The organism is Kluyvera intermedia (genome assembly GCF_034424175.1).
Lineage (GTDB): Bacteria > Pseudomonadota > Gammaproteobacteria > Enterobacterales > Enterobacteriaceae > Kluyvera > Kluyvera intermedia.
In genome coordinates this window covers 488,152-513,668 of sequence record NZ_CP139986.1, presented here as the reverse complement: position 1 = coordinate 513,668, position 25,517 = coordinate 488,152, and the positions used below count along the sequence as shown (strand labels likewise).

Genomic DNA, 25,517 nt, shown 5'->3' with positions numbered 1-25,517 from the left:
ATGGAAAATAAATAAACATTTGTTAAACTTATAAGCGTCAGTTGCCCAAGGGAGAATAAAATGAGCATGATTAAAGAGTTTCGCGAATTCGCGATGCGCGGGAATGTTGTTGATTTGGCGGTGGGTGTCATTATTGGTGCCGCATTTGGTAAGATCGTATCGTCTCTGGTTGCGGATATCATCATGCCGCCACTGGGGCTTTTAATTGGTGGGATTGATTTTAAGCAGTTTGCCGTCACGCTGCGTGATGCGCAGGGCGATGTGCCAGCAGTTGTTATGCACTACGGCGTGTTTATCCAGAATATTTTTGATTTTATCATTGTCGCTTTTGCCATCTTTATGGCGATTAAGCTAATCAACAAGCTGAATCGTAAGAAAGAAGAGCCGGCCGCCGCTCCTGCTCCTACAAAAGAAGAAGTGCTGTTATCTGAAATTCGCGACCTGCTGAAAGAACAAAATAACCGTTCTTAAACTGGCCGTAGAAAGCAGAAGGCCAGTGGTAAAAAAGCGCATCGCTTGTTTGCCACTGGCCTCCCGACCATACTGTTTACCGTGTTTGTCTTTACGTAAATAGCTTCCTTTCCCCTTCTTATTCTTTTCAACACGCTGACGAAATAGTGGATCGTGTAGTAACGCTTCCAGGGCATTGTCATTTATCTGCCCCTTCGTATGCTGATAGCGGCTCATAATTTCTCCTGATTGGGTAATAAATACGCGCTGAGTGTAATTCTAAACCCCTCAACACTCAACAACCATTTGTGCTCGCCCCTGCCCCCTGCTCAAGGATGCCAAGGATAGAACAGAATTCACTGCTGTGGGATGTGCCGCAGCAAGCATCATTGAGCTTACTCAGCGCCTGCTGCATGGCTTGCAACTCTGCAATACGTGATTCAACTTCGCTCAAACGTGCTTGCACAATACCTTTTGATTCCTGGCAGGTATGGTGTTCAGGATCCACACGGATCGATAGCAGTTCACGGATCGATTCCAGTGTAAAACCCAATTGCCGGGCATGTCGGATAAACTTCAAACGCTGAAGATCGTCGGCAGTATAAAGTCGAAAACCACCTTCGGTGCGTATATCGTGGCTCATCATCTGCTGCTTTTCATAATAGCGGACAGTATCTGGGGTAACGCTCGCTAGTTTTGCCAGTTCGCCAATCTTGAACATCACGGTTCCTCTTTAGTTTTGTTCAGCAACTTATCCGCATAATCACCATGCAGAAACGCTGTACTAAGCCCTGCTTGCTGCAACTTAATCTCAAGCAGAACCAACTGACGGCCGATCTCCTGATAGCGCGCATCATCCTGACGGATACCCTTTAATAAATCAGATAACGCAATAGCATCCTTACGCAGCTCAATTTCAGGGGGCAAACAACCTGCATTTTTGAGTAGTCTAAAACCCACGCGGAGTTCTTCTGGAACGAAGGAGTCATCATCAAGAGTGAGGGGTTCACCCTGACCGGGAAGGTTGTCAAACTCACCTTTGCGTTGTGCATCAGCAATATGACGCTCAGCCCATTGATCAAGTAACCACATAACTTCCTCCGAGTGACAAGAAAGGATAGGGCTATTGTAGGAGCATGATGATAGGGGGGATATAAAAAAACCCGCCGAAGCGGGTTTTTTTACTTTACTACAGATTACTCTGCAGCTGCTTCTGCTTTCGACTCAGAGCGATCAACCAGCTCGATGTATGCCATCGGCGCATTGTCGCCTGCACGGAAGCCACACTTCAGAATGCGAGTGTAACCACCGGCGCGGCTCGCGAAACGCGGGCCCAGCTCGTTAAACAGTTTTGCCACGATCTCGTTATCACGAGTACGGGCGAATGCCAGACGACGATTAGCAACGCTATCAGTCTTGGCAAGAGTAATCAGCGGCTCAACTACGCGACGCAGTTCTTTCGCTTTCGGTAGGGTCGTCTTGATGATCTCATGACGAACCAGCGAACCAGCCATGTTACGGAACATAGCCTGGCGATGGCTGCTATTGCGGTTCAGTTGACGACCACTCTTACGATGGCGCATGACCTTATCCTTCTCAGTAAAACCTTAACCTGTGATCCGGTTACTCGTCAGCAATGCTTGCTGGTGGCCAGTTTTCAAGGCGCATGCCCAGAGACAGACCACGTGAAGCCAGCACGTCTTTAATCTCAGTAAGAGATTTTTTACCCAGGTTCGGCGTTTTCAGCAACTCAACCTCGGTACGCTGTACCAGATCACCGATATAGTGGATAGCTTCTGCCTTGAGGCAGTTAGCAGAGCGGACAGTCAATTCCAGATCGTCAACAGGGCGCAGCAGAATCGGATCGAACTCTGGTTTCTCTTCTTTCACTTCCGGCTGACGTACATCACGTAAGTCAACGAAAGCTTCAAGTTGTTCAGCCAGAATGGTTGCCGCACGACGAATCGCCTCTTCAGGATCGATTGTACCGTTGGTTTCCATTTCGATGACCAGCTTGTCCAGGTCGGTACGCTGTTCTACACGCGCTGCTTCAACATTGTAGGCAATACGCTCTACAGGGCTATAGCATGCGTCGACCAGCAGACGTCCGATTGGGCGCTCATCTTCTTCCGAATGAATTCGGGCAGAAGCCGGCACATAACCCCGACCGCGCTGAACTTTGATACGCATGCTAATAGCTGCGTTCTCATCGGTCAGGTGGCAGATCACGTGCTGCGGCTTGACGATTTCAACATCACCGTCGTGGGTGATATCGGCGGCAGTCACAGGGCCAATGCCAGATTTATTCAGGGTGAGAATAACTTCATCTTTCCCCTGAACTCTCACCGCAAGCCCTTTCAGGTTGAGCAGGATTTCAAGGATATCTTCCTGAACGCCTTCTTTGGTGCTGTACTCATGAAGTACACCATCAATCTCAACTTCGGTTACCGCACAACCCGGCATCGACGAGAGCAGAATACGGCGCAGTGCGTTACCCAGAGTATGGCCAAAGCCACGCTCTAAAGGCTCAAGGGTCACCTTGGCATGCGTCGAACTCAGTTGCTCGATATCTACCAGGCGCGGTTTTAGAAACTCTGTCACAGAACCCTGCATTGTGTCCTCTCTTTGGTACTAAGCTTTACTTGGAGTAAAGCTCGACGATCAGGTGTTCGTTAATGTCCGCAGACAGATCAGAACGCTCAGGCTGACGCTTGAACGTACCTTCCATCTTAGCAGCATCAACTTCCAGCCAGGTTGGCTTTTCACGCTGTTCAGCCAGCTCCAGAGCGGCTTTAACGCGAGATTGCTTTTTCGCTTTCTCACGAATGCTAACAACGTCATTCGCTTTAACCTGATAAGAAGCGATGTTAACAACACGACCGTTTACCATGATTGCTTTATGGCTAACCAACTGGCGTGACTCGGCACGAGTAGCGCCAAAGCCCATACGGTAGACTACGTTGTCCAGACGACCTTCCAGCAGAGTCAACAGGTTTTCACCGGTGTTGCCTTTCAGACGTGCTGCTTCTTGATAATAGTTACGGAACTGACGCTCCAGCACGCCGTAAGTACGACGAACTTTCTGCTTTTCACGCAACTGAACACCATAGTCAGACAGACGCGGTTTACGCGCACCGTGCTGGCCAGGAGCTTGTTCAATTTTACACTTGGTATCGATCGCGCGAACGCCAGACTTAAGGAATAAGTCGGTGCCCTCACGACGGCTAAGCTTGAGCTTAGGACCCAAATATCTTGCCATTTTCTTTCTCCAACAATCCTAGAAACGAGGCGTTATACGCGACGTTTTTTCGGTGGACGACAACCGTTATGAGGAATCGGAGTCACATCAGTAATATTAGTGATGCGGAAACCAGCGGCGTTCAGAGCACGAATAGTAGATTCGCGGCCTGGACCCGGACCTTTAACCATAACTTCCAGATTCTTGATGCCGTATTCTTTTACGGAATCAGCACAACGCTCTGCTGCAACCTGAGCTGCGAACGGAGTAGATTTGCGCGAACCACGGAAACCGGAACCACCGGCTGTTGCCCAACCCAGCGCATTACCCTGACGATCGGTAATAGTAACGATGGTGTTGTTAAAAGAAGCATGGATATGAGCCACGCCATCAGAGACTTGTTTTCTTACACGCTTACGTGCACGAACTGGTGCCTTTGCCATTATTCAATCACCCCGATTATTTCTTGATCGGTTTGCGCGGACCCTTACGGGTACGTGCGTTGGTCTTGGTGCGCTGGCCGCGAACCGGAAGACCACGACGATGACGCAAACCGCGATAGCAACCAAGATCCATAAGACGCTTGATGCTCATGCTAACTTCACGGCGCAGATCACCTTCAACGACAAATTTGGCAACTTCGTCACGCAGCGTGTCGATTTGTGCTTCAGACAGCTCACTGATCTTAACATTTTCAGCGATACCCGCTGCAGCCAAAATGGCTTTAGAACGGGTCTTACCGACGCCATAGATCGAGGTTAACGCGATCACAGCATGTTTCTGATCAGGAATGTTAATGCCTGCTATACGGGCCACTATGCACTCCTACTATTTAATATGTACGTACCATACCGAAAAGCCCGTTTTCAGGATACTCAAATGGTAACGCACAGACATACAAAAGATTGGCTGGCTAATCTAGCCAGCTCAACCCAACTTTGCAAGAAAAATATGCGAATAAATCAGCCTTGGCGCTGTTTATGCTTTGGCTCGGCACTGCAAATCACACGGATGACACCATCACGCTTAACGATTTTGCAGTTACGGCATAATTTCTTGACGGAAGCACGAACTTTCATTTTTACTCTCCGTAACTTCTCGAGCGACCTTTTAGCGGCTATAGCCTTTGAGGTTCGCCTTCTTCAATGCAGACTCGTACTGACTTGACATCATCAGAGTTTGCACTTGAGCCATAAAGTCCATAATCACGACAACAACGATCAGTAGTGAGGTCCCACCGAAGTAGAACGGCACTTTCATCGCATCACGCATGAACTCCGGGATCAGGCAGATAAAGGTAATGTAAAGCGCACCAACCAAAGTCAGACGGGTCATTACTTTATCGATATACTTCGCCGTTTGCTCTCCCGGACGAATTCCTGGTACAAATGCACCGGACTTCTTCAGGTTATCTGCTGTTTCACGTGGGTTGAAGACCAACGCCGTATAGAAGAAACAGAAGAAGATGATTGCAGACGCATAGAGTAACACATAAAGCGGTTGCCCAGGCTGCAAATACAGCGAAATTGTTGTCAGCCAGTTCCAACCGGTACCGCCCCCGAACCATGACGCGATGGTCGCCGGGAACAGAATAATACTGGAAGCAAAGATTGCTGGGATAACCCCGGCCATATTCACTTTCAGCGGTAAATGTGTGCTCTGTGCAGCATATACACGACGACCTTGCTGACGTTTGGCGTAGTTTACCACAATGCGGCGTTGACCACGTTCAACGAATACAACAAAGAACGTCACTGCAAACACTAATACTGCAACCAACAGCAACAGGAGGAAGTGCAGGTCGCCTTGACGCGCTTGCTCGATAGTATGGGCAATGGCTGGCGGGAGTCCCGCAACGATACCAGCGAAGATAATGATTGAGATACCGTTGCCGATACCACGCTCAGTAATCTGTTCGCCGAGCCACATCAGGAACATAGTCCCTGTAACCAGACTCACAACAGCGGTGAAATAGAATGCAAAGCCTGGGTTTAACACCAGACCTTGCATACCAGGCATATTCGGTAGACCGGTAGCAATACCGATCGACTGGAATATTGCCAGCACCAGAGTGCCGTAACGGGTGTACTGGCTGATCTTACGACGACCAGACTCCCCTTCTTTCTTGATTTCAGCCAACGTTGGATGAACCACCGTCAGCAGCTGGATAATAATCGATGCCGAAATATACGGCATGATACCCAGAGCAAAGATAGAAGCACGGCTGAGAGCACCACCAGAGAACATGTTAAACATTTCAATGATAGTGCCTCGCTGTTGCTCAAGCAGTTTGGCAAGTACAGCGGCATCAATACCAGGGATCGGAATAAAAGAGCCAATACGGAACACGATAAGCGCACCGATTACAAACAACAGTCTGCGTTTCAGCTCGCCTAAGCCACCTTTGGCACTTTGAAAATCTAATCCCGGTTGTTTAGCCATCTGCTACTTATTCCTCGATTTTACCGCCAGCAGCTTCGATAGCAGCACGAGCGCCTTTCGACACGCGCAGGCCACGAACAGTTACCGGAGTAGAAACTTCACCAGCCAGGATCACTTTCGCGAACTCGATCTGGACACCGATAATGTTAGCTGCTTTCAGCGTGCTCAGGTCAACAATACCGCCTTCCACTTTCGCCAGGTCAGACAGACGGATTTCCGCTGTAATCGCTGCTTTGCGAGAAGTGAAGCCGAACTTCGGCAGACGACGGTACAGAGGCATCTGGCCGCCCTCGAAACCACGACGTACGCCACCGCCAGAACGAGACTTCTGACCTTTGTGACCACGACCGCCGGTTTTACCGAGGCCAGAACCGATACCACGACCCAGGCGGCGACCCGCCTTTTTAGAGCCTTCGGCCGGAGACAGAGTATTTAAACGCATCTCTTACTCCTCAACTTTAACCATGAAGTAAATCGCGTTGACCATACCACGAACAGCGGGAGTATCCTCGCGTTCTACGGTGTGACCAATACGACGCAGACCCAGGCCAAGCAGCGTTGCCTTGTGTTTCGGCAGACGACCGATTGCACTGCGGGTTTGAGTAATTTTAATAGTCTTTGCCATGGTTTATTTCCCCAGAATTTCTTCAACGGATTTACCACGCTTGGCAGCGACCATTTCTGGAGATTTCATATTTTCCAGGCCATCAATAGTTGCACGAACCACGTTAATCGGGTTGGTGGAACCATATGCTTTAGCCAGAACGTTACGAACTCCAGCGACTTCCAGAACGGCGCGCATTGCACCACCGGCGATGATACCGGTACCTTCGGAAGCCGGCTGCATGAATACACGAGAACCTGTGTGAGTACCCTTAACTGGGTGCTGCAGGGTGCCGGTATTCAGCGCGACATTAATCATATTGCGACGAGCTTTTTCCATCGCTTTCTGGATTGCTGCTGGAACTTCACGGGCTTTACCGTAACCAAAACCAACGCGACCGTTACCATCACCAACTACAGTCAGAGCTGTGAAGGAGAAAATACGACCACCTTTTACGGTTTTAGATACGCGGTTAACCGCGATCAGCTTTTCCTGCAGTTCGCCAGCTTGTTTTTCGATGTGAGACATCTTACACCTCTACCTTAGAACTGAAGGCCAGCTTCACGAGCAGCATCTGCCAGTGCCTGGACGCGACCATGATATTGGAACCCGGAACGGTCAAAGGACACAACTTTAATGCCTTTTTCCAGAGCGCGTTCTGCGACAGCTTTACCCACAGCTGCTGCGGCGTCTTTGTTACCGGTGTACTTCAATTGTTCAGTAATAGCTTTTTCTACAGTAGAAGCAGCTACCAGAACTTCGGAACCGTTCGGTGCAATTACCTGTGCGTAAATATGACGCGGGGTACGATGTACCACCAGGCGAGTTGCGCCCAGCTCCTGGAGCTTGCGGCGTGCGCGGGTCGCACGACGGATACGAGCAGATTTCTTATCCATAGTGTTACCTTACTTCTTCTTAGCCTCTTTGGTACGCACGACTTCGTCGGCGTAACGAACACCCTTGCCTTTGTAAGGCTCAGGACGACGGTAGGCACGCAGGTCTGCTGCAACCTGACCGATCACCTGCTTATCAGCGCCTTTCAGCACGATTTCAGTTTGAGTCGGACATTCAGCAGTGATACCCGCAGGCAGCTGGTGGTCAACTGGGTGTGAGAAGCCTAAAGCCAGGCTCACAGAATTCCCTTTAACCGCTGCACGATAACCTACACCAACCAGCTGTAGCTTCTTAGTGAAGCCTTCGGTAACACCGATAACCATTGAGTTCAGCAGGGCACGCGCGGTACCAGCCTGAGCCCATCCGTCTACGTAACCATCACGTGGACCGAAGGTCAGTGCATTATCTGCATGATTAACTTCAACAGCATCGTTGAGAGTACGAGTCAGCTCGCCGTTTTTACCTTTGATCGTAATAACCTGACCGTCGATTTTTACATCAACGCCGGCAGGAACAACGACCGGTGCTTTAGCAACACGAGACATTTTTTCCTCCGATTAGGCTACGTAGCAGATAATTTCGCCACCAAGACCAGCTTGGCGCGCTGCACGATCAGTCATAACACCTTTAGAGGTAGAAACAACTGCGATACCCATGCCAGCCATAACTTTTGGCAGCTCGTCTTTACGCTTATAAATGCGCAGACCTGGGCGACTGACACGCTGAATGCTTTCTACAACAGCTTTACCCTGGAAGTACTTAAGAGTTACTTCCAGTTCAGGCTTGGTGTCGCCTTCAACTTTAAAATCTTCAACAAAGCCTTCTTCCTTCAGCACGTTGGCAATTGCCACTTTCAGCTTGGAGGAAGGCATGGTGACCGCAACTTTATTCGCGGCTTGACCGTTACGGATACGGGTCAGCATATCCGCGATCGGATCTTGCATGCTCATCTGTCTTTACTCCCGTGATTCAATTGGTAATTACCAGCTAGCCTTTTTCAAGCCTGGTACTTCACCGCGCATGGCGGCTTCACGAAGCTTAATACGGCTCAACCCGAACTTGCCCACATAACCATGTGGTCGGCCTGTTTGACGGCAGCGGTTACGCTGACGGGACGGGCTGGAATCACGCGGCAGAGACTGCAGCTTCAGAACTGCGTTCCAACGATCTTCATCGGTCGCGTTCACATCAGAGATGATAGCTTTCAGTTCAGCGCGTTTTGCGAAGTACTTATCAGCTAAAGCTACGCGCTTAACTTCGCGTGCTTTCATTGATTGCTTAGCCATTCAGTAACCCTACCTTACTTGCGGAACGGGAAGTCAAAGGCAGCCAGCAGAGCACGGCCTTCTTCATCAGATTTCGCAGTAGTGGTAATGGTAATATCCAAACCACGCACGCGGTCGACTTTATCGTAGTCGATTTCTGGGAAGATGATCTGCTCACGGACACCCATGCTGTAGTTACCACGACCGTCGAAAGACTTAGCGGACAAGCCACGGAAGTCACGGATACGTGGAACAGCAATAGTGATCAGGCGCTCAAAGAACTCCCACATGCGTTCGCCACGCAGGGTTACTTTACAGCCGATCGGATAGCCCTGACGGATTTTGAAGCCTGCAACAGATTTGCGTGCTTTAGTGATCAACGGTTTTTGACCGGAGATTGCTGTCAAATCAGCTGCTGCATTATCCAGCAGTTTCTTATCGGCGATCGCTTCACCAACACCCATGTTCAGGGTGATCTTCTCGACCCGAGGGACTTGCATGACAGAATTGTAGTTAAACTCAGTCATGAGTTTAGCGACTACTTCGTCTTTGTAGTAATCATGCAGTTTCGCCATCGTACTACTCCAAATTACTTGATAGTTTCGCTGTTAGACTTGAAGAAACGGACTTTTTTGCCGTCTTCGAATCTAAAGCCTACACGGTCAGCCTTGCCGGTAGCCGTGTTGAAGAGTGCAAGGTTAGAGATCTGAATAGCTGCTTCTTTCTCTACGATGCCGCCTGGTTGGTTCAGAGCCGGAACCGGCTTCTGGTGTTTCTTAACCAGGTTGATACCTTCAACAATGACCTTGCCGGAAGACAAGACATTTTTTACTTTACCGCGTTTACCTTTATCTTTACCGGTTAACACGATAACTTCGTCATCACGACGGATCTTCGCTGCCATGATTCGCTCCTTAGAGTACTTCTGGTGCCAGAGAGATAATTTTCATGAACTTCTCGTTACGAAGTTCACGAGTTACCGGCCCAAAAATACGCGTACCGATAGGTTGCTCACTGTTATTGTTTAGAATAACGCATGCATTACCATCGAAGCGAATGACAGAACCGTCCGGGCGACGAACACCCTTCTTGGTGCGCACCACTACCGCCTTCAGCACATCACCTTTTTTGACCTTACCACGTGGAATTGCTTCCTTGATGGTGATCTTGATGATGTCGCCTACGCCTGCGTAGCGACGGTGCGAGCCACCCAGAACCTTGATACACATTACGCGACGTGCACCGGAGTTGTCGGCGACGTTCAGCATAGTCTGTTCTTGGATCATTTTAGTGCTCCGCTAATGTCAACTACTACTGAGACCCGAAATCAGGTCATTATAAAGCCCCATATCGAGGGCGCGGCATTATAACACCGCTTACACGATAAGGGTAGAAAAAATAGACGGCTCATTACTGAGCCGTCTATTCGTATCGAGAACGACTACTGTATTACAGAATCGCTTTATCTACAATGCGAACCAGAGTCCAGGACTTAGTCTTAGACAGTGGACGACATTCACGGATCTCGACTTTATCGCCGATACCGCATTCATTGTTCTCGTCGTGTACGTGCAGTTTGGTCGTACGTTTGATGAATTTGCCGTATACCGGGTGTTTCACCATACGTTCGATAGCAACAACAATGGATTTCTCCATTTTGTCACTAACTACGCGACCTTGCAGAGTACGGATTTTATCGGTCATTACGCACCCGCCTTCTGAGTCAGTAAAGTCTTAACGCGTGCAACATCACGACGAACCTGCTTCAGCAGGTGAGTCTGTTGCAGCTGGCCGCTTGCCGCCTGCATACGCAGGTTGAACTGCTCACGCAGTAAGTTCAGCAGCTCAGCGTTCAGCTCTTCAACGCTTTTTTCACGCAGCTCTTTTGCTTTCATTACATCACCGTCTTAGTTACAAAGGTGGTTTTGATCGGCAGTTTCGCTGCAGCGAGGCCGAATGCTTCACGGGCCAGCTCTTCCGGAACACCGTCCATTTCGTACAGGACTTTACCCGGCTGAATCAAGGCAACCCAATACTCCACGTTACCTTTACCTTTACCCATACGAACTGCCAGCGGTTTCTCGGTGATTGGTTTGTCCGGGAATACACGGATCCAGATCTTACCTTGACGCTTAACTGCACGGGTCATTGCACGACGTGCTGCTTCGATCTGACGGGCAGTCAGACGACCACGGCCAACAGCTTTCAGACCGAAGCTGCCGAAGCTAACATCCGTACCCTGCGCCAGACCACGGTTGCGGCCTTTATGCACTTTACGGAATTTTGTACGCTTTGGTTGTAACATCAGCGACGCTCCTTATTTACGGCCTTTACGCTGCTGCTTTTTAGGTTGAGCAGCCGGTTCCGGTTGTTCAACAGCAGCCATACCACCCAGGATCTCGCCTTTGAAGATCCATACCTTAACGCCGATTACACCATAAGTGGTGTGCGCTTCAGAGGTGTTGTAGTCGATGTCAGCACGCAGAGTGTGCAGAGGTACGCGACCTTCGCGGTACCATTCGGTACGTGCGATTTCCGCGCCGCCCAGACGGCCGCTAACTTCAACTTTAATACCTTTCGCGCCCAGACGCATTGCGTTCTGTACAGCACGCTTCATAGCACGACGGAACATAACGCGACGTTCCAGCTGTGAAGTGATGCTGTCAGCAACCAATTTTGCGTCCAGTTCAGGCTTACGCACTTCGGCGATATTGATCTGGGCAGGAACGCCAGCAATATCAGCTACGACTTTGCGCAGTTTTTCTACGTCTTCGCCTTTCTTACCGATAACGATGCCAGGACGAGCGGTGTGAATAGTCACACGGATGCTCTTAGCTGGACGCTCGATAACGATACGAGATACGGACGCCTTTGCCAGTTCCTTAGTCAGGTACTGACGTACTTTAAAATCGCCGTCCAGGTTGTCAGCGAATTCTTTGGTGTTCGCGAACCAGGTAGAGTTCCATGGTTTGACAATACCCAGGCGAATACCATTAGGATGTACTTTCTGACCCATTGCTAGTCTCCAGAGTCTCAGCGATCGGACACAACCACAGTAATGTGGCTGGTGCGCTTCAGGATGCGATCTGCACGACCTTTAGCACGCGGCATAATGCGCTTCATGCTAGGGCCTTCGTCTACGAAAATTTTCGTAACTTTCAGATCATCAATGTCAGCGCCATCGTTGTGTTCAGCGTTAGCAATGGCAGATTCCAGTACCTTCTTAACCAATACAGCCGCTTTCTTATCGGTGTAGGTCAGAATATCCAGGGCCTGCGACACTTTCTTACCGCGAATCAGGTCAGCTACAAGGCGAACCTTCTGAGCAGAAGAACGAGCATGGCGATGTTGAGCTAAAGTTTCCATCTCTTCCTCCTACCTTATTTCTTCTTCGCTTTTTTATCAGCAGCGTGGCCGCGATAAGTACGAGTCGGTGCGAATTCACCCAGTTTGTGACCAACCATTTCGTCGGAAACAAATACTGGAACGTGCTGACGACCATTATGGACAGCGATGGTCAAACCGATCATGTTAGGAAAGATCGTTGAACGACGGGACCAAGTGCGCAGGGGCTTCTTGTCTCCGCTTTCCACCGCTTTCTCTACCTTCTTCAGCAAGTGCAGGTCAATAAAAGGACCTTTCTTGAGAGAACGTGGCATGGCTTATCCTCTAAAATTATTTGCTACGGCGACGTACGATGAATTTATCAGTACGCTTGTTGCTGCGGGTCTTCTTACCTTTGGTCTGAACGCCCCATGGTGATACAGGGTGCTTACCAAAGTTACGACCTTCACCACCACCATGTGGGTGATCGACTGGGTTCATCGCAGTACCACGAACGGTAGGACGAACACCACGCCAGCGTGCAGCACCTGCTTTACCCAGAACGCGCAGCATATGCTCAGCATTGCCAACTTCGCCCATGGTTGCACGGCAGTCTGCTTCGACTTTACGCATTTCACCAGAACGCAGACGCAGGGTGACATAAGCACCATCACGAGCAACGATCTGAACGTAAGTACCAGCGGAACGTGCCAGCTGACCGCCTTTACCTGGTTTCATTTCTACGTTATGAACGGTAGAACCAACCGGGATATTGCGCATCGGCAGGGTGTTACCTGCTTTGATTGCAGCATCAACGCCAGATTGAATCTGGTCGCCAGCTTTCAGGCCTTTAGGGGCCAGGATGTAACGGCGTTCGCCATCTTTGTACAGAACCAGCGCGATGTTCGCGGAACGGTTCGGATCGTACTCAAGACGCTCAACAATTGCCGGGATACCGTCTTTGTTGCGTTTGAAGTCAACAATACGGTAAGCCTGCTTGTGACCACCACCAATGTGACGCGTGGTGATGCGGCCATTGTTGTTACGACCACCGGATTTGCTGTTTTTTTCAACCAGCGGAGCAAAAGGTTTGCCCTTGTGCAGCTCTGGGTTGACCACTTTAACAACGTGGCGACGACCCGGAGATGTCGGTTTACACTTAACAACTGCCATTGTATTACTCCTCCGACTTACTCAGCGCCGCCGACGAAGTCCAGATTCTGGCCTTCCTTCAGGGTGACGTAAGCTTTTTTCCAGTCGCTACGACGACCGATACGCTGTCCGTGACGTTTAACCTTCCCTTTAACAACCAGGGTGTTAACGACTTCGACTTCGACTTCAAACAGTTTCTGCACAGCAGCTTTGATTTCTGCTTTGGTCGCGTCTTTAGCAACTTTGAGAACGATGGTGTTTGTTTTTTCCATCGCAGCAGACGCTTTTTCAGAAACGTGCGGTGCACGCAGCACCTTCAGCAGACGTTCTTCACGAATCATGCCAGCATCTCCTCAACTTGCTTAACAGCTTCAGCAGTCATTACGACTTTGTCGAAGGCGATCAGGCTAACCGGGTCGATACCAGTAACATCGCGTACGTCAACCTTGTGCAGGTTGCGTGCAGCCAGGAACAGGTTTTCGTCCAGCTCACCGGTGATGATCAACACATCTTCCAGAGCCATGTCTTTCAGTTTCTGTGCCAGCAGCTTAGTTTTAGGCGCTTCTACAGAGAATGATTCGACAACGATCAGACGATCCTGACGTACCAGTTCGGACAGGATGCTTTTCAGCGCGCCGCGGTACATCTTTTTGTTAACTTTTTGACTGTGGTCCTGTGGACGAGCAGCGAAGGTTACACCACCTGAACGCCAGATTGGGCTCTTAATAGAACCTGCACGCGCACGGCCAGTACCTTTCTGACGCCATGGTTTTTTACCAGAACCAGTTACTTCAGCACGAGTCTTCTGAGCACGAGTACCCTGACGAGCACCAGCTGCATAAGCAACAACAACCTGGTGAACCAGCGCTTCGTTGAAATCACGACCGAAGGTAGTTTCGGAAACAGTCAGCGCGCTCTGCGCGTCTTTCACTACTAATTCCATTGCTATCCCCTTACGCCTTCACAGCTGGTTTAACGATCAGGTCGCAACCGGTTGCACCCGGAACACCACCTTTAACCAGCAGCAGGTTGCGCTCAGCGTCAACGCGTACTACATCAAGGCTCTGAACAGTGACACGTTCGTTACCCATCTGACCTGCCATTTTCTTGCCTTTGAACACTTTGCCCGGAGTCTGGTTCTGACCGATAGAACCCGGAACGCGGTGAGACAAGGAGTTACCGTGAGTAGCGTCCTGGGTACGGAAGTTCCAGCGCTTAACGGTACCAGCGAAACCTTTACCTTTAGAGGTACCGGTTACGTCAACTTTTTTAACGTCTGCAAACAGTTCAACGCTAATGTCCTGACCAACGGTGTATTCTTCACCATCTGCCAGACGGAACTCCCACAGGCCGCGACCAGCTTCTACGCCAGCTTTAGCAAAGTGGCCAGCTTCCGGCTTGGTTACACGGTTAGCTTTTTTAGCACCAGTGGTCACCTGAACAGCGCGGTATCCATCGTTAGCCAGATCTTTGATCTGAGTAACGCGGTTTGCTTCGACTTCGATTACGGTTACTGGGATAGATACGCCATCTTCAGTGAAGATGCGGGTCATACCCACTTTTTTACCGACTAAACCAATCATTGTATCAACCTCTCAATCGCTCGATGACCTGATTAACCCAGGCTGATCTGCACGTCTACACCGGCAGCCAGGTCCAGACGCATCAGAGCATCAACGGTTTTTTCAGTTGGCTCAACGATGTCAACCAGACGCTTGTGAGTACGAATCTCGTACTGATCACGCGCGTCTTTGTTGACGTGCGGAGAGATCAGAACGGTGAAACGCTCTTTGCGGGTCGGCAGCGGGATCGGACCACGGACTTGCGCACCAGTGCGCTTAGCAGTCTCGACGATTTCCGCGGTTGATTGATCGATCAGACGATGATCAAACGCTTTCAAACGGATACGGATTCTTTGGTTCTGCATGAGACCAGAGCTCCAATTATTTTATAGACGAAATAGTTACTCCTCAAACCCATTACGATTGATGGGAGAGTGTAACCGTTCTTACAGAGTTCCCCGATTGGGAACATTGTCTGGTACCGCTTTCGCAGCACCGGTGGCTCATATCGAGCCGCTGTCAATATTAGACAAGCCCGCGCATTATACACAAATTGCCACATGAAGCAAGTCGTGTTTATAAATTACCCACATGATTATGCGAGGTTCAACGTGCAGAGCTATGCGCATAGTGCAACGCGGCGCCATTCATTGGGTACCGCCTCGCAAAGGATAATATTTACCTTTGCCCCCTGCCCTACCTGCCGACAAACTGATGCCTCGTGACAAAACGGATACCATCACAATGGCATTGACCACACTCCCTTTCTTAATCCTTTATGCGTTACTTAGCGTAAACCTGTGCTGGCACGATGTAAGGACCGGGTTATTGCCCGACCGACTAACCTGTCCATTACTGTGGCTTGGCCTGTTGTATCAGCTGTGCCTTTATCCAGAACTCCTCAGCAATGCACTATGGGGCGTATTTGCAGGCTACGGCAGTCTGGCGCTTTTATACTGGGGCTATCGATTGATTCGTGGGTATGAAGGATTAGGGTATGGGGACGTAAAGTATCTTGCAGCTCTCGGAGCCTGGCACGGCTGGCAGCAATTACCGCTATTAATGCTGATGGCCTGTGGTTTAGCCTGTGCCTTTCTCCTGGGCAAAGTACTTTACCGACGATCGTTGACGGATATGAAAAACCCACTGCCATTTGGTCCATTTATGGGAGCAGCGGGTTTTATTCTGGTAGGCATCTCGCCGTTTAGTCTGCGACTTTAATCTGTGATTGCAGGTAATTCTGCAGACCAATTTTACTAATAAGTTCGAGTTCGGTTTCCAGCCAATCGATATGATGCTCTTCCTCGGTGAGGATTGTTATCAGCATGTCTCGGCTTACGTAGTCGTGAACGTTATCGGCATAGGCGATGGCTTCCCGCAAATCTTTAGCACCGTCTAATTCTAGTTTGAGGTCGGATTGCAGCATCTCTTCAACATCTTCGCCGATGTGTAATTTGCCGAGGTCCTGCAGGTTGGGGATCCCTTCAAGGAAAAGAATTCGCTCGATGTACAAATCGGCGTGCTTCATTTCGTCAATGGATTCGTGATATTCAATATCGTTGAGGCGCATCAGGCCCCAGTTTTTGAACATTCTCGCGTGGAGAAAGTATTGGTTTATTGCGACAAGCTCATTTCCCAATAATTTATTGAGATAATTTATAATCTTAACATCACCTTTCATTATATAGACCCTCCGCTTCCACTTATTGAAGCGTAGATCGGGCTACCGGGATGTCAAAAAAAGAAATAGCGGTCAGGCGATCTCTTTAAACTCTGGCATTTGCATTAATTCATCTTCCATGACTTCTCTTGCCGCGCGAACGCACTTACCACATTGATTTCCAATAGGAATGCATTTTCGCAATTGCTGAAAAGACTGCGGATGAAACTGGCGTACCGCCTGGCGAATTTTTTTATCGCTGACGCCATTACATAAACAAACGTACATAACCACTCCCGTTCAATTTCTGAACAAAGTGTAATTGAGAATAGTTATGATTACAATAGACAACTACGTGACACTGCACGAAATAAGGCAGCAAATATGCGGAATATGAACTGTAAATAACGATTTCAAAAAGCAAAAAGGGTGCCGAGGCACCCTTTTTAAGCTCAAAACTAATTATTAAATAATTAGCTCATTACTTTAGCAACAACGCCCGCACCTACAGTACGGCCGCCTTCACGGATTGCGAAACGCAGACCGTCATCCATCGCGATTGGGTGGATCAGGGTAACAACCATTTTGATGTTGTCGCCCGGCATTACCATCTCAACGCCTTCTGGCAGTTCGATGGTACCAGTCACGTCAGTAGTACGGAAGTAGAACTGTGGACGGTAGCCTTTGAAGAACGGAGTATGACGGCCGCCTTCATCTTTGGACAGGATGTACACTTCAGATTCGAACTTGGTGTGTGGCTTGATAGAGCCCGGCTTAGCCAGAACCTGGCCACGCTGGATTTCTTCACGCTTGATACCACGCAGCAGAACACCACAGTTCTCGCCTGCACGACCTTCGTCCAGCAGCTTACGGAACATTTCAACGCCGGTACAGGTAGATTTCGCAGTATCTTTGATACCAACGATTTCAACTTCTTCACCAACTTTGATGATACCGCGCTCTACACGACCGGTAACAACAGTACCACGGCCAGAGATAGAGAATACGTCTTCGATAGGCAGCAGGAATGGCTTGTCAATCGCACGTTCTGGTTCTGGGATGTAAGAATCCAGGAAGCCAGCCAGTTCGATGATTTTCGCTTCCCACTCTGCTTCGCCTTCCAGCGCTTTCAGAGCTGAACCACGGATGATTGGGGTATCATCGCCTGGGAAATCGTACTGAGACAGAAGTTCACGAACTTCCATTTCTACCAGTTCCAGCAGCTCTTCGTCATCAACCATGTCACATTTGTTCAGGAACACGATGATGTAAGGAACGCCTACCTGACGACCCAGCAGGATGTGCTCACGAGTCTGTGGCATAGGGCCATCAGTCGCAGCAACAACCAGGATAGCGCCATCCATCTGCGCAGCACCGGTGATCATGTTTTTAACATAGTCGGCGTGGCCTGGGCAGTCTACGTGTGCGTAGTGGCGAGTCGGGGTGTCATATTCAACGTGGGAAGTGTTGATGGTGATACCACGAGCTTTTTCTTCTGGTGCGTTATCGATCTGGTCGAATGCGCGAGCAGAACCGCCGTAGGTTTTAGCCAGTACGGAGGTGATTGCAGCGGTCAGGGTAGTTTTACCGTGGTCGACGTGGCCGATGGTGCCGACGTTGACGTGCGGTTTTGTACGTTCAAATTTTTCTTTAGACACGGCTATATTCCTTACTATAGTGCTCTCCCCTTTGGAGAGAGCACGGGATTTGGGTTTTAATCCTGTGGCTTATTTACCACGGGCTTCAATTACGGCCTGAGCAACGTTGTTCGGCGCATCATCATACTTCAGGAACTCCATGGAGTAAGAAGCACGACCTTTGGTCAGTGAACGCAGTTGAGTTGCATAACCAAACATTTCAGACAGCGGAACTTCAGCATGAATCTGAACACCAGTAGCGTTAGATTCCTGACCTTTCAGCTGACCACGACGACGGCTAAGGTCACCGATAACGTCGCCAGTGTTCTCTTCTGGAGTTTCAACTTCAACCTTCATGATAGGTTCAAGCAGAACTGGTTTTGCTTTCTTAAAGCCATCTTTGAAGGCAAGAGAAGCAGCCAGTTTAAACGCCAGTTCAGAGGAGTCAACGTCGTGGTAAGAACCGAAGTGCAGACGCACGCCCAGATCAACAACCGGGTAACCGGCCAGTGGGCCAGATTTCAGCTGTTCCTGGATGCCTTTATCAACAGCAGGGATGTATTCGCCAGGAATTACACCACCTTTAATGTCGTTGACAAACTCGTAGCCTTTCGGGTTTGAACCCGGCTCCAGTGGGTACATGTCGATAACAACATGACCGTACTGACCGCGACCACCAGACTGCTTAGCGTGTTTACCTTCGATATCGGTAACTTTCGCGCGAATCGCTTCACGGTAAGCAACCTGAGGTTTACCGACGTTCGCTTCAACGTTGAATTCACGCTTCATGCGGTCAACGATGATGTCGAGGTGCAGTTCACCCATACCGGCGATAATGGTCTGGTTAGATTCTTCATCAGTCCATACGCGGAATGATGGGTCTTCTTTAGCCAGACGGCCCAGAGCCAGACCCATTTTTTCCTGGTCAGCTTTGGTTTTCGGTTCTACTGCGATGGAGATTACCGGTTCTGGGAATTCCATACGCTCAAGAATGATCACGTTGTCTGGATCACAAATGGTGTCACCAGTGGTCACATCTTTCAGGCCGATTGCCGCAGCAATGTCGCCCGCGCGAACTTCTTTGATCTCTTCACGCTTGTTAGCGTGCATCTGTACGATACGACCAAAACGTTCACGAGCCGATTTCACTGGGTTGTATACAGTGTCACCGGAGTTAACAACACCTGAGTACACACGGAAGAACGTCAGGTTACCAACAAACGGGTCGGTAGCAATTTTGAATGCCAGAGCAGCAAACGGCTCTTCATCGCTAGCGTGACGCTCAGCTGGAGTGTCTTTACCGTCGTCCAGCATACCGTTGATCGCAGGTACGTCGACTGGGGATGGCAGGTAATCAATTACCGCATCCAGCATCGCCTGAACACCTTTGTTCTTGAACGCAGAACCACAGGTTACCAGGATGATTTCGTTGTTCAGAACACGCTGACGCAGAGCAGTTTTGATCTCAGCTTCAGTCAGTTCTTCACCACCCAGGTATTTCTCCATCAGCTCTTCTGAAGCTTCAGCAGCGGACTCAATCAGGTTCTGGTGCCATTCGTCAGCCAGTTCCTGCATGTCTGCTGGAATATCTTCATAAGTGAAGGTTACGCCTGCGTCTTCTTCGTTCCAGTTGATGGCTTTCATTTTCACCAGGTCAACAACACCGGTGAAATGTTCTTCAGCACCAATTGCCAGCTGCAGCGGAACCGGAGTCGCGCCCAGACGGGATTTGATCTGACCAACAACTTTCAGGAAGTTAGCACCCATACGGTCCATTTTGTTAACGAACGCGATGCGTGGAACTTTATATTTGTTTGCCTGACGCCATACGGTTTCAGACTGTGGCTGAACACCACCAACTGCGCAGTAAACCATTACCGCACCATCAAGCACACGCATAGAACGTTCAACTTCGATAGTGAAGTCAACGTGCCCTGGGGTGTCGATGATGTTTACACGGTGTGGTTCATACTGCTTAGCCATACCAGACCAGAATGCAGTAGTCGCAGCGGAAGTGATGGTGATACCACGTTCCTGCTCCTGCTCCATCCAGTCCATGGTAGCCGCGCCGTCATGAACTTCACCGATTTTATGGTTTACACCGGTGTAGAACAGAATACGTTCGGTAGTAGTGGTTTTACCGGCGTCGATGTGCGCACTGATACCAATGTTACGGTAGCGTGCGATGGGTGTTGTACGAGCCATTTGATTCCTCGTTTATCTTTTTAGGCGTTCAGTTAAGTAACCCAAAGCGGGCAGCTTCTCTGAAGCGCCCGCCTGGTGACTATGACTCCGAAGGGATTACCAACGGTAGTGTGCGAACGCCTTGTTGGCATCTGCCATGCGGTGAACGTCTTCACGTTTCTTAACTGCAGTACCTTTGTTGTCTGCAGCATCAGAAAGTTCGTTCGCCAGGCGCAGTGCCATGGATTTATCACCGCGTTTACGAGCGGCTTCAACGATCCAACGCATTGCCAGAGCATTACGACGAACCGGGCGGACTTCAACTGGAACCTGATAAGTAGAACCACCAACGCGGCGAGACTTAACTTCGACAGTCGGGCGCACGTTTTCGAGGGCTACTTCGAAAGCTTCCAGGCCATCTTTACCAGAGCGCTGAGCCAGGGTCTCCAGGGCGCTGTATACGATGGTTTCTGCAGTAGATTTTTTACCATCTACCATCAGGATATTTACAAATTTAGCCAGCAGCTCTGATCCGAACTTAGGATCCGGCAGAATTTTACGCTGACCAATGACGCGACGACGTGGCATGGGAATACTCCGTTGTTAATTCAGGATTGTCCAAAACTCTAAGAGTTTAGTTTGACATTAATATAAAACGTTTGGCCTTACTTAACGGAGAACCATTAAGCCTTAGGACGTTTCACGCCATACTTGGAGCGAGATTGCTTACGGTCTTTAACGCCGGAGCAGTCAAGCGCACCACGAACGGTGTGGTAACGAACACCCGGAAGGTCTTTTACACGACCGCCACGGATCAGGATCACGGAGTGTTCCTGCAGGTTGTGACCTTCACCACCGATGTAGGAAGTCACTTCAAAACCGTTAGTCAAACGCACACGGCATACTTTACGCAGTGCGGAGTTTGGTTTCTTAGGGGTGGTAGTATATACACGAGTACATACGCCACGTTTCTGCGGGCATGCTTCCAGTGCAGGCACGTTGCTCTTTGCAACTTTGCGTGCGCGTGGTTTGCGTACCAGCTGGTTAACTGTTGCCATTAAATAGCTCCTGGTTGTAGCTTTCGCTTCGTAAACACGTAATAAATCGCCTCATGCAATATGAGGACGCGAAATTTTAGGGCTATGCCGATAGGGTGTCAAGAAATATACAACGGTCAAACGTTACCAGCTGATTTGAGCCGCGTGTTTTACCGTTAACCTGACGAAGTCAGTATAGCTGACCACGATGACATCGCTCGAAATTTGAGCACACAGACCGCGCGCTTGCGCATCTTCATTTAGCACGTGGATAGATATTGGGGCGGCGCGAAGAATTTCAACAAAATGGCTGTGTTCTACCGCCGCGAGCACACCATCAGCCATCAGCAGCAAATCATCACCTTCGCCCATCAGACGAAGCATCCCAGCGATATCAGCATGCCAGGGAGAAGTACTGAGCGTAAATAGCATAGGGGCCTCAGAAACGGAGAATCACGTCGTAATCATTAAGCTGCTGGCGCAGGGCGGCGGGTTCAAGCTGTTCTACATCGCTCACAAATGCGGTGTTAGCCGTCAGTCCGCGCTCACGCATCGAGGCGGCACAAACCCAACAGTTTTCAATGTCGTATAACGCCAACAATTTGAAAGTGGCGATATAATCTCGCGCCAGAATCACACCGGGCTTTTGCTGACTCAGCAGTTGAAACACGCCGTCTCCGATAAAAAAGACGCCGAGGTCTTCACTTAAGGCCGACGTCGCCAGCAATGCGTCCAGACCTTCGCGGCCGGCCGTGCTGCCGTGCGGCGCACTGGAAAAAACAAAGGCAACGCGTTTCATCAAAACTGTACCATCCGATCGCAGGTCAGCGCGGCTTCAGCCAGGGCACCTAAACCACTTAACGAAAATCCCGGCTGTAAATTGAAGGCCGGCAATCCCAGTTGCCCCGCTTCTTTCTCATCGGTCACGCCGCGACGAAGCGCTGCCGCTACGCAAATATGCAGTGCCACGCCATGCATGTCATGCAGCGACTGCCATGCGCGGACAAGGTCGAATTCATCGCTAGCAGGAGCGGTCAACTGATTCGCGTTATAAACCCCTTCGCGATAGAAGAATACACAGGCTATCTCGTGACCTTCCGCCAGCGCCGCTTGTGCAAACTGCAGCGCGCTGCTTGCGTGCTGCGTGCCGTACGCCGGCCCGGTCACCATCAGGGCAAATCGCATTACTTATCTTGCCCCACGAAATCACCACTTTTGAACTGGCGAATGTAGAGATAGACCGTATGTTTCGAGATATTCAGGCGATCGGCAACCTGGTTTATCGCATCTTTGATATCAAAGATCCCTTTCTCGTAGAGGTTAAGCACGATTTGACGATTTTTAGCGTTATTTGAAACGTTACGATCGGCATTGACCTCTTCGATGGTGAACTCCAGCGTCTGGGTAACCAGATCCTCAACCGAGGAGGCAAAGTTAACCGCAGAGCCCACTTCCGGCGTTTCCGGCGGAATGAAGGTGTTCATAATCTGCGAGAATGGCACATCGAGATTCATGTTGATGCACAGCAAGCCGATGACACGGTGATCACGGTTGCGGATAGCGATGGTTTCAGACTTCATCAGCACGCCACTTTTGGCGCGAGTAAAGTAGCATTTGGAAACGCTGCTATCTGCCCCGGTCATATCGTGCAGCATCCGCAGCGCTAAATCAGTAATCGGGGAACCGATTTTTCGGCCGGTATGTTCGCCGTTCGCAATGCGTATTGCCGAACACTTGAGATCTTGTAGTGAGTGCAACACGATTTCGCAGTGGGAGCCAATGAGCATCGCCAACCCGTCCACTACCGCTTCGTAGGATTTGAGGATATCGAAATCGGTTTGGTCGAAAGGACGTTGATCCAGTAAATCAAGTTCACTGGTTTCGTTGGTTAAAAGCGACCTGGACATGAAAAAAAGCACTCCTTTTCAGGAGCCTGTCGTTATGTTGTCAGGGCAGGCTCATCACTATTAGGGGCATCTAAAGTAATACAGCGCATAAGGCGCTTTCCAGCATTAATTATATCCGGCAGATAATAAAAAGCCGCCGCCCAGTGGGCGGCGGCTGTCATACTCTTATTTTTTGCTCGCTTCAGCAGCTTTCGCAGCCGGTGCAGCTTCAGGCTGCGCATCCGCTTTCGGTGCCGGTTTGATGTCTAACAGTTCTACATCAAACACCAGCGTAGAGTTAGCTGGGATACCCGGAACGCCGGTTTTGCCGTAAGCCAGATCTGGTGGGATGACCAGCTGGATTTTACCGCCCTTCTTGATGTTTTTCAGACCTTCGGTCCAGCCTGGGATAACACCGTCCAGACGGAAGGACAGAGGTTCGCCACGGGTGTAAGAGTTATCGAACTCTTTGCCGTCGGTCAGGGTGCCTTTGTAGTTAACCACAACGGTATCTGTATCTTTCGGCGCATCGCCGGTACCTTCTTTCTCAACCTTGTACAGCAGGCCAGATTTCGCGGTTTTCACGCCCTTCTCTTTCGCGAATTTCTCACGGAAGGTTTTACCCTTAGCTTCGTTGTCCGCTGCATCTTTTTCCATCTTCGCCTGAGCGGAGGTCTTCACGCGAGTTTCAAACGCCTGCAGAGTTTGTTCAATTTCCTGATCGGACAGTTTGCTCTTATCAGCAAAAGCGTCCTGAACGCCTGCGATCAACTGGTCTTTATCCAGTTTGATGCCCAGCTTTTCCTGTTCTTTCAGAGAGTTTTCCATGTAACGACCCAGCGATGCGCCCAATGCATAGGCAGATTTCTGGTCGTCATTTTTGAATGCAGCTTTGCTTTGGGCTGCCGGGGCTGCTTTCGCCGCAGTGTCAGCAGCAAAAGTCAGTGGCGCATTCAGTGCAACGGCCATTGTGGTTGCCAGAAGCGTTACTTTAAACAGTGATTTCATCCATCTCTCCAGGACCGGGGCCTCTCGCCCCAATGTTAACTAATTGAGAAGCGTACTATAGAACGTTGTAGAGGAAATCTACATATGAACGCTTCTTATATCGACTCTTTTCAGACTCTTTTTGTTTAAATTAGTTTCCACCCTCTGCACAGGAGTGCTGCACAGTCGAAAAAAGTTGAGTAGAATCCGCGCGTCAGAAACGCTTTTGGCGATAACAGTAGAGAGAGACATCATGAAGGAAACAACTATCGAAGTGCGTTTGGCTGAGCTTGAAAGCCGACTGGCCTTCCAGGAGGTAACCATTGATGACCTCAACCAAACGGTCACCGCCCATGAACTGGAAATGGCAAAACTGCGCGAGCACCTGCGTCTACTGACCGATAAGCTAAAGGCCAGCCAGCCATCAAACATTGCGTCCCAGTCTGAAGAGACGCCACCGCCTCATTATTGAGACGAAAAAAAAGCGGGGAAACCCGCTTTTTTGTGCCGAATAACATCCGACTACCGTAGGCCTGATAAGCGTAGTGCCATCAGGCAAACATACGGCTTAGTGGCAACCGCAGCCGCCGTGACCTTTACCGCCACCGCCGCAGCAGCCTTCGCCGCCGTGCTCGTGACCGTGATCATGGTCGTGATCGTGGCCGTGACCACCGCAGCAACCTTCATGATCGTGGTCGTGGTCGTGACCGTTTGCACCGTGAACGTGGCCATGAGCCAGTTCTTCTTCGGTTGCTTCGCGGATAGCGACAACTTCAACGTTGAATTTCAGATTCTGACCAGCCAGCATGTGGTTACCGTCAACCACAACGTGCTCATCTTCAACTTCAGTGATTTCAACCGGTACTGGGCCCTGGTCGGTTTCTGCCAGGAAGCGCATGCCAACCTGCAGTTCATCAACACCCATGAACACGTCTTTAGGAACGCGTTGTACCAGGTTTTCATCGTACTGGCCGTAAGCGTCATTTGCTTGAACAGCTACGTCGAATTTGTCACCCACATCGTGACCGTCCAGCGCATTTTCCAGGCCGGAGATCAGGGAACCGTGACCATGCAGGTAGTCAAGCGGTGCACTTACCGGAGACTCATCAACCAATACACCGTCTTCTGTACGTACCTGATAGGCCAGGCTGACCACCAGGTCTTTTGCTACTTTCATGATATCTCCTGAGCTTGG

Annotated in this window: 46 protein-coding genes; 3 read left to right on the top strand and 43 right to left on the bottom strand. The window is 49.9% G+C overall.

Annotated elements, in window-relative coordinates; translation table 11 throughout:
* Positions 1-60: 60 nt before the first annotated feature.
* Positions 61-471 carry a large-conductance mechanosensitive channel protein MscL gene (gene mscL / locus U0026_RS02440; RefSeq protein ID WP_062779415.1) on the top strand — a complete coding sequence of 137 codons (411 nt, stop codon included), beginning with the start codon at positions 61-63 and terminating at the stop codon, positions 469-471.
* Here mscL and U0026_RS02435 read toward each other — a convergent pair.
* From U0026_RS02435 to rpsJ, 31 genes are all read right to left on the bottom strand, one after another.
* On the bottom strand, positions 424-687 hold the full coding sequence (locus U0026_RS02435) for an alternative ribosome-rescue factor A (RefSeq protein ID WP_073971238.1): 264 nt from the start codon (positions 685-687) through the stop codon (positions 424-426). The two genes, mscL and U0026_RS02435, sit on opposite strands and share 48 nt — an antisense overlap.
* Before the next feature lie 58 nt (positions 688-745).
* A complete protein-coding gene (gene zntR / locus U0026_RS02430) occupies positions 746-1,171 on the bottom strand; it encodes a Zn(2+)-responsive transcriptional regulator (protein ID WP_062779416.1) in 426 nt (141 codons plus the stop codon).
* Entirely contained in the window at positions 1,171-1,542 is a 372-nt protein-coding gene (locus tag U0026_RS02425) for a DnaJ family domain-containing protein (RefSeq protein ID WP_062779418.1), read from the bottom strand. Before U0026_RS02425 ends, zntR begins: the two co-directional genes overlap by 1 nt.
* A 104-nt stretch (positions 1,543-1,646) precedes the next feature.
* Positions 1,647-2,033 (bottom strand): 50S ribosomal protein L17, encoded by a 387-nt coding sequence (gene rplQ / locus U0026_RS02420; RefSeq protein ID WP_001216372.1) that lies wholly within the window; start codon positions 2,031-2,033, stop codon positions 1,647-1,649.
* A 40-nt stretch (positions 2,034-2,073) separates the two neighbouring features.
* Positions 2,074-3,063, bottom strand: a complete 990-nt coding sequence (locus U0026_RS02415; RefSeq protein ID WP_062779420.1) for a DNA-directed RNA polymerase subunit alpha — start codon at positions 3,061-3,063, stop codon at positions 2,074-2,076.
* A 25-nt stretch (positions 3,064-3,088) separates the two neighbouring features.
* Positions 3,089-3,709 (bottom strand): 30S ribosomal protein S4, encoded by a 621-nt coding sequence (rpsD, locus tag U0026_RS02410; RefSeq protein WP_062779422.1) that lies wholly within the window; start codon positions 3,707-3,709, stop codon positions 3,089-3,091.
* A 32-nt stretch (positions 3,710-3,741) separates the two neighbouring features.
* Positions 3,742-4,131 carry a 30S ribosomal protein S11 gene (gene rpsK / locus U0026_RS02405; protein ID WP_062779424.1) on the bottom strand — a complete coding sequence of 130 codons (390 nt, stop codon included), beginning with the start codon at positions 4,129-4,131 and terminating at the stop codon, positions 3,742-3,744.
* Positions 4,132-4,147: 16 nt separating this feature from the next.
* The gene (gene rpsM / locus U0026_RS02400; RefSeq protein WP_062779426.1) at positions 4,148-4,504 is read right to left on the bottom strand and encodes a 30S ribosomal protein S13; all 357 of its coding nucleotides are present in this window, start codon (positions 4,502-4,504) and stop codon (positions 4,148-4,150) included.
* A 146-nt stretch (positions 4,505-4,650) separates the two neighbouring features.
* Positions 4,651-4,767: a 50S ribosomal protein L36 gene (gene rpmJ, locus U0026_RS02395; RefSeq protein WP_000868187.1), complete on the bottom strand. Its 117-nt coding sequence runs from the start codon at positions 4,765-4,767 to the stop codon at positions 4,651-4,653.
* Positions 4,768-4,798: 31 nt separating this feature from the next.
* A complete protein-coding gene (gene secY / locus U0026_RS02390) occupies positions 4,799-6,130 on the bottom strand; it encodes a preprotein translocase subunit SecY (protein WP_062779428.1) in 1,332 nt (443 codons plus the stop codon).
* 7 nt (positions 6,131-6,137) lie between these two features.
* Positions 6,138-6,572, bottom strand: a complete 435-nt coding sequence (gene rplO / locus U0026_RS02385) for a 50S ribosomal protein L15 (protein ID WP_052284891.1) — start codon at positions 6,570-6,572, stop codon at positions 6,138-6,140.
* A 3-nt stretch (positions 6,573-6,575) separates the two neighbouring features.
* Positions 6,576-6,755 (bottom strand): 50S ribosomal protein L30, encoded by a 180-nt coding sequence (gene rpmD / locus U0026_RS02380; RefSeq protein ID WP_062779430.1) that lies wholly within the window; start codon positions 6,753-6,755, stop codon positions 6,576-6,578.
* Between the two features lie 3 nt (positions 6,756-6,758).
* Complete coding sequence (rpsE, locus tag U0026_RS02375) at positions 6,759-7,262, bottom strand: 30S ribosomal protein S5 (protein WP_052284890.1); 504 nt, start codon at positions 7,260-7,262, stop codon at positions 6,759-6,761.
* A 14-nt stretch (positions 7,263-7,276) separates the two neighbouring features.
* The gene (gene rplR, locus U0026_RS02370; protein WP_052284889.1) at positions 7,277-7,630 is read right to left on the bottom strand and encodes a 50S ribosomal protein L18; all 354 of its coding nucleotides are present in this window, start codon (positions 7,628-7,630) and stop codon (positions 7,277-7,279) included.
* Positions 7,631-7,639: 9 nt separating this feature from the next.
* Positions 7,640-8,173 (bottom strand): 50S ribosomal protein L6, encoded by a 534-nt coding sequence (rplF, locus tag U0026_RS02365; protein ID WP_062779432.1) that lies wholly within the window; start codon positions 8,171-8,173, stop codon positions 7,640-7,642.
* A gap of 12 nt (positions 8,174-8,185) precedes the next feature.
* Entirely contained in the window at positions 8,186-8,578 is a 393-nt protein-coding gene (gene rpsH, locus U0026_RS02360; RefSeq protein ID WP_062779434.1) for a 30S ribosomal protein S8, read from the bottom strand.
* A gap of 30 nt (positions 8,579-8,608) precedes the next feature.
* Positions 8,609-8,914: a 30S ribosomal protein S14 gene (gene rpsN / locus U0026_RS02355; protein WP_003031125.1), complete on the bottom strand. Its 306-nt coding sequence runs from the start codon at positions 8,912-8,914 to the stop codon at positions 8,609-8,611.
* Positions 8,915-8,928: 14 nt separating this feature from the next.
* A complete protein-coding gene (gene rplE / locus U0026_RS02350; RefSeq protein WP_003031123.1) occupies positions 8,929-9,468 on the bottom strand; it encodes a 50S ribosomal protein L5 in 540 nt (179 codons plus the stop codon).
* 14 nt (positions 9,469-9,482) lie between these two features.
* Positions 9,483-9,797 (bottom strand): 50S ribosomal protein L24, encoded by a 315-nt coding sequence (gene rplX, locus U0026_RS02345; protein ID WP_062779436.1) that lies wholly within the window; start codon positions 9,795-9,797, stop codon positions 9,483-9,485.
* 10 nt (positions 9,798-9,807) lie between these two features.
* On the bottom strand, positions 9,808-10,179 hold the full coding sequence (rplN, locus tag U0026_RS02340) for a 50S ribosomal protein L14 (RefSeq protein ID WP_000613954.1): 372 nt from the start codon (positions 10,177-10,179) through the stop codon (positions 9,808-9,810).
* A gap of 163 nt (positions 10,180-10,342) precedes the next feature.
* Complete coding sequence (gene rpsQ, locus U0026_RS02335; RefSeq protein ID WP_062779438.1) at positions 10,343-10,597, bottom strand: 30S ribosomal protein S17; 255 nt, start codon at positions 10,595-10,597, stop codon at positions 10,343-10,345.
* On the bottom strand, positions 10,597-10,788 hold the full coding sequence (gene rpmC / locus U0026_RS02330) for a 50S ribosomal protein L29 (protein ID WP_002919754.1): 192 nt from the start codon (positions 10,786-10,788) through the stop codon (positions 10,597-10,599). The genes rpsQ and rpmC overlap by 1 nt, the downstream gene beginning before the upstream one ends.
* Positions 10,788-11,198, bottom strand: a complete 411-nt coding sequence (rplP, locus tag U0026_RS02325) for a 50S ribosomal protein L16 (RefSeq protein WP_035894979.1) — start codon at positions 11,196-11,198, stop codon at positions 10,788-10,790. The genes rpmC and rplP overlap by 1 nt, the downstream gene beginning before the upstream one ends.
* A 12-nt stretch (positions 11,199-11,210) precedes the next feature.
* Positions 11,211-11,909: a 30S ribosomal protein S3 gene (rpsC, locus tag U0026_RS02320; RefSeq protein ID WP_062779440.1), complete on the bottom strand. Its 699-nt coding sequence runs from the start codon at positions 11,907-11,909 to the stop codon at positions 11,211-11,213.
* Positions 11,910-11,926: 17 nt separating this feature from the next.
* Complete coding sequence (gene rplV, locus U0026_RS02315) at positions 11,927-12,259, bottom strand: 50S ribosomal protein L22 (protein WP_062779443.1); 333 nt, start codon at positions 12,257-12,259, stop codon at positions 11,927-11,929.
* Positions 12,260-12,273: 14 nt separating this feature from the next.
* Complete coding sequence (gene rpsS / locus U0026_RS02310) at positions 12,274-12,552, bottom strand: 30S ribosomal protein S19 (protein WP_001138115.1); 279 nt, start codon at positions 12,550-12,552, stop codon at positions 12,274-12,276.
* 16 nt (positions 12,553-12,568) lie between these two features.
* The gene (rplB, locus tag U0026_RS02305; RefSeq protein ID WP_062779445.1) at positions 12,569-13,390 is read right to left on the bottom strand and encodes a 50S ribosomal protein L2; all 822 of its coding nucleotides are present in this window, start codon (positions 13,388-13,390) and stop codon (positions 12,569-12,571) included.
* A gap of 17 nt (positions 13,391-13,407) precedes the next feature.
* A complete protein-coding gene (gene rplW, locus U0026_RS02300; RefSeq protein ID WP_004868363.1) occupies positions 13,408-13,710 on the bottom strand; it encodes a 50S ribosomal protein L23 in 303 nt (100 codons plus the stop codon).
* A complete protein-coding gene (gene rplD / locus U0026_RS02295) occupies positions 13,707-14,312 on the bottom strand; it encodes a 50S ribosomal protein L4 (RefSeq protein WP_062779447.1) in 606 nt (201 codons plus the stop codon). The genes rplW and rplD overlap by 4 nt, the downstream gene beginning before the upstream one ends.
* A gap of 10 nt (positions 14,313-14,322) precedes the next feature.
* On the bottom strand, positions 14,323-14,952 hold the full coding sequence (gene rplC / locus U0026_RS02290; protein WP_035894971.1) for a 50S ribosomal protein L3: 630 nt from the start codon (positions 14,950-14,952) through the stop codon (positions 14,323-14,325).
* Between the two features lie 32 nt (positions 14,953-14,984).
* Positions 14,985-15,296 carry a 30S ribosomal protein S10 gene (gene rpsJ, locus U0026_RS02285; RefSeq protein ID WP_001181005.1) on the bottom strand — a complete coding sequence of 104 codons (312 nt, stop codon included), beginning with the start codon at positions 15,294-15,296 and terminating at the stop codon, positions 14,985-14,987.
* A gap of 379 nt (positions 15,297-15,675) precedes the next feature.
* Here rpsJ and U0026_RS02280 point away from each other — a divergent pair, with 379 nt between their 5' ends.
* Positions 15,676-16,152 carry a prepilin peptidase gene (locus U0026_RS02280; protein WP_062779451.1) on the top strand — a complete coding sequence of 159 codons (477 nt, stop codon included), beginning with the start codon at positions 15,676-15,678 and terminating at the stop codon, positions 16,150-16,152.
* Here U0026_RS02280 and bfr read toward each other — a convergent pair.
* From bfr to fkpA, 11 genes are all read right to left on the bottom strand, one after another.
* On the bottom strand, positions 16,136-16,612 hold the full coding sequence (gene bfr / locus U0026_RS02275) for a bacterioferritin (protein WP_062779449.1): 477 nt from the start codon (positions 16,610-16,612) through the stop codon (positions 16,136-16,138). The genes U0026_RS02280 and bfr overlap by 17 nt on opposite strands.
* Before the next feature lie 72 nt (positions 16,613-16,684).
* The gene (gene bfd / locus U0026_RS02270) at positions 16,685-16,879 is read right to left on the bottom strand and encodes a bacterioferritin-associated ferredoxin (protein WP_035894970.1); all 195 of its coding nucleotides are present in this window, start codon (positions 16,877-16,879) and stop codon (positions 16,685-16,687) included.
* 185 nt (positions 16,880-17,064) lie between these two features.
* Entirely contained in the window at positions 17,065-18,249 is a 1,185-nt protein-coding gene (tuf, locus tag U0026_RS02265; RefSeq protein ID WP_126440962.1) for an elongation factor Tu, read from the bottom strand.
* Positions 18,250-18,318: 69 nt separating this feature from the next.
* Positions 18,319-20,433, bottom strand: coding sequence for an elongation factor G (fusA, locus tag U0026_RS02260; protein ID WP_062775735.1), 2,115 nt, complete (start codon positions 20,431-20,433; stop codon positions 18,319-18,321).
* Between the two features lie 96 nt (positions 20,434-20,529).
* Entirely contained in the window at positions 20,530-21,000 is a 471-nt protein-coding gene (gene rpsG / locus U0026_RS02255; RefSeq protein WP_052282782.1) for a 30S ribosomal protein S7, read from the bottom strand.
* Positions 21,001-21,095: 95 nt separating this feature from the next.
* Positions 21,096-21,470: a 30S ribosomal protein S12 gene (gene rpsL, locus U0026_RS02250; RefSeq protein ID WP_003023654.1), complete on the bottom strand. Its 375-nt coding sequence runs from the start codon at positions 21,468-21,470 to the stop codon at positions 21,096-21,098.
* 123 nt (positions 21,471-21,593) lie between these two features.
* Positions 21,594-21,881: a sulfurtransferase complex subunit TusB gene (gene tusB / locus U0026_RS02245; protein ID WP_062775733.1), complete on the bottom strand. Its 288-nt coding sequence runs from the start codon at positions 21,879-21,881 to the stop codon at positions 21,594-21,596.
* A gap of 7 nt (positions 21,882-21,888) precedes the next feature.
* A complete protein-coding gene (tusC, locus tag U0026_RS02240; protein WP_062775732.1) occupies positions 21,889-22,248 on the bottom strand; it encodes a sulfurtransferase complex subunit TusC in 360 nt (119 codons plus the stop codon).
* Positions 22,248-22,634 carry a sulfurtransferase complex subunit TusD gene (gene tusD / locus U0026_RS02235; protein ID WP_062775730.1) on the bottom strand — a complete coding sequence of 129 codons (387 nt, stop codon included), beginning with the start codon at positions 22,632-22,634 and terminating at the stop codon, positions 22,248-22,250. The genes tusC and tusD overlap by 1 nt, the downstream gene beginning before the upstream one ends.
* On the bottom strand, positions 22,634-23,356 hold the full coding sequence (locus U0026_RS02230; RefSeq protein WP_062775729.1) for a helix-turn-helix transcriptional regulator: 723 nt from the start codon (positions 23,354-23,356) through the stop codon (positions 22,634-22,636). The genes tusD and U0026_RS02230 overlap by 1 nt, the downstream gene beginning before the upstream one ends.
* Positions 23,357-23,521: 165 nt before the next feature.
* Positions 23,522-24,343, bottom strand: a complete 822-nt coding sequence (fkpA, locus tag U0026_RS02225) for an FKBP-type peptidyl-prolyl cis-trans isomerase (RefSeq protein WP_062775727.1) — start codon at positions 24,341-24,343, stop codon at positions 23,522-23,524.
* A gap of 232 nt (positions 24,344-24,575) precedes the next feature.
* Between fkpA and U0026_RS02220 the strand changes: the two genes are divergently transcribed.
* A complete protein-coding gene (locus tag U0026_RS02220) occupies positions 24,576-24,794 on the top strand; it encodes a protein SlyX (protein ID WP_061282479.1) in 219 nt (72 codons plus the stop codon).
* A 96-nt stretch (positions 24,795-24,890) separates the two neighbouring features.
* Here the strand turns inward: U0026_RS02220 and slyD are convergent, their stop codons facing one another.
* On the bottom strand, positions 24,891-25,499 hold the full coding sequence (gene slyD, locus U0026_RS02215; protein ID WP_062775726.1) for a peptidylprolyl isomerase: 609 nt from the start codon (positions 25,497-25,499) through the stop codon (positions 24,891-24,893).
* Between the last annotated feature and the right edge of the window lie 18 nt (positions 25,500-25,517).